Source organism: Deferribacterota bacterium, from assembly GCA_034189185.1.
Taxonomy (GTDB): Bacteria; Chrysiogenota; Deferribacteres; order Deferribacterales; family UBA228; genus UBA228.
The window spans coordinates 1-2,798 of sequence record JAXHVM010000209.1 but is presented as its reverse complement, the minus strand read 5'-3'; the positions used below and the strand labels follow the sequence as shown (position 1 = coordinate 2,798).

The 2,798-nt window shown below is 29.7% G+C and carries 2 protein-coding genes; both read right to left on the bottom strand.

Features of this window, described 5'->3' with window-relative positions:
- Nucleotides 1–1,092 (bottom strand): site-specific DNA-methyltransferase (locus tag SVN78_09995; protein ID MDY6821937.1); only part of this gene is annotated, 1,092 nt, incomplete at its 3' end.
- A gap of 394 nt (nt 1,093–1,486) precedes the next feature.
- Entirely contained in the window at nt 1,487–2,698 is a 1,212-nt protein-coding gene (nagA, locus tag SVN78_09990; GenBank protein ID MDY6821936.1) for an N-acetylglucosamine-6-phosphate deacetylase, read from the bottom strand.
- Nucleotides 2,699–2,798 lie beyond the last annotated feature (100 nt).

Genomic DNA, 2,798 nt, shown 5'->3' with positions numbered 1-2,798 from the left:
TAAAATATCTGTAAGCATTTTTTGTGCAATATCAGTACTTCCTTGTTTGTCAAGTAAATTAGGTTGAGCTGAAATAGTATCTTTATCTTCAAATTCGTAGATTTTTAACTTAACTATCCCATTGTCTAAAATGAACCGATTTTTCCTCTCTAATTCCTTGGCTGTTTTTATACCAATTTGCCACCTCTTACCCTCACGTGGATAAACTCCAATAATTGGGAAACGCATAGATTCTCGTTGATATGCGCCAGCATGTTTTTTTTCAATAATTGTCAAACGATATCTACCTTCTGCGTCTTCATATGGATAACTTCTAGTCTCCTTTGGTCTAATTCTGGTTTTTAGTTTGGAGTTAATAGTTTTTCCATAAGTTAAAACATAATCCGTCAATGAACTCACTTGAACCCCTTCAACATTAGTTGAGGTAGATTTCTTCTTCCAAATAAAATTGGTTACAAAATTCTCTTCCCCAAAAATCTCATCCATGATCATTCTCAAGTGATGGACTTCATGGTCGTCTATTGAAATAAAAATAACGCCATCGTCTCTTAATAAACTTCTTGCCAAAAACAATCTTGGATACATAAAATTAAGCCAGTCAGAGTGATATCTTCCGCTTGCTTCTGTATTTGTTGTAAGTTTATTTCCTTTGTTATCAATCTGACCTGTTTTCTCTAAATAATCCTTCAATGGTTCCTTAAAATTATCACGATAAATAAAATCCTTTCCGGTATTATAAGGTGGATCGATATAAATCATTTTCACTTTACCAAAGTAGGGTTTAAGCAAAAGTTTTAGTGTCTCTAAATTTTCACCAGCAATTATAATATTCTCTGTATTAACAAAATCTATAGATTTTTCCATATCTGGTTTTAAGGTTCCATAAGCAGGTGCTTGAATAAGTTTGTAAAGATTGCTTTTTCCCGCCCAGTTAAAATAAAACCTATCGTCTTCATTTTCAATAATTTCGCCAGTTAATAAAGATTTCAACTTTTCAAAATTAATCTTATTATCTTCGAATATTTCAGGGTAAATCTTTTTTAAGCCTTCCTTGATATCTATCTTCACCGATTTATTAATCTTTTCACTCATCTTTTATCTCCATTTAATCAAAGTTTTTTAAACTGCCGTTGCCTCAAGATTTTGGTTAAGAAGCTTTTTTCAGTGCAGTCGAGTTTATTTTGTGATATAGATTGTGTTATTTTACGGGATGAATAGATGGTGTGATTATTCATTTGTATATAATTCGCTACTTCTTTGATAGTTATTTTATTTCCTTTTTTATAGACTAAACCTTTTTGTCAAGATACAAAATCTGTTAATATAACACAAAATAATATAAAAAAAGTCAAGAGAACAGTTAGTGAAAATGGTAGTCAACAAAAAAATTCTTTAGTAAATATGCAAAAGTTGTTTATAGAGTGGAGTTTTATTAATAATAAATTAAATTTAGTTAGGGCTTAATTAAAATATAATATTTTTTGTATTATTTTGAAACAACGTTGTTATTAATATAGGCTACTTTGCCCATACAAACTGTCATTAAAACATCAAACTCTTTGTTTAACACAACAAGATCAGCATCTTTACCAATTGCAATAGAGCCTTTTTTATCATAAATGTTTAATAGTCTTGCTTGGTTAGCTGAGCTTATGTCTATGAGCTCCCCAATTTTTGCCCCTGTAAATTTTTTCATATTTTTTAATCCTTCATTCATATAAAGGAGACTACCTGCTAATATTCCTTCTCTACTGACAGCTTTTTTGCCGTCTATTTTAACAGTATTGCCATGAAAATTGTATAAACCACTTTGCAAACCTTTAGCGCCAATTGAATCACTGACTAGAATTATTCTATTTTTCTTAAGTATTTTGTAGGAAAACCTAATTATTTCCTCACATAAATGATAGCCATCTACAATCAACTCGGCGCAGATTTTATTATTATCAAGTATTGAAAGTACCGCCCCAGGATGTCTATGATGTATACCGGACATTGCATTAAATAGGTGGGTTGCAAGTAGTGCACCATTTTTTATGGCATTATCCGCTTGTAAATATGTGCAATTTGTGTGTCCTATTGATGGGATGATTTTATTTTTTGATAAATAATCTATAAATGCTATAGAACCTTTTAGTTCTGGTGCTATTGTTACAATCTTGATATTATTGCCACTTATCTTTTGCCACCTCTCTATGAGATCAATATTTGGATTTTGTATTAGATCTTTGTTATGAATACCGGCTTTTTCTCTAGATATAAAGGGGCCTTCTAAATTTACTCCTAATAAATTAGCTCCTGCGTGTTCATTTTGCTTAAAACACTTAATTCTCTTTAATGTAGATTCAATATTTATATTATTATCTGTGACTGTTGTTGCCAAAAATGAAGTAATACCCTCTTTTGGCAGGATTTTGCAGATATTAAAAAGGGCATCCTCATTTTTATCCATTATATCAAAACCATATAGTCCGTGCATATGTATATCAATAATCCCTGGGATTATAAAAGTATCCTTAGGAAAGCTGTATTGCTCCACTAAGTTGTTTTTACTATTATTTGTGGTTTTTTTGTTATTCTTATCGTTTATTGAAGTGATATTAGAAATCTTACCATCTATAATTGAAATAATACCTTTTTCAATAGTTGTTTTTTCAGTGTAAATTTTAGGGCCTATAATATTTATACAGTTTTTCATAATAATTATTATAAAATTTAAATATAGTGATACAACAAATCTTTTTTATTCCAAGAATCTAAATTTAAAAATTATGCTATTATATATAGTAAAATTTGAA

Excerpts from the sequence above, each read along its gene's own strand:
- nagA (MDY6821936.1), bottom strand. The coding sequence starts at position 2,698 with ATGAAAAACTGTATAAATATTATAGGCCCTAAAATTTACACTGAAAAA.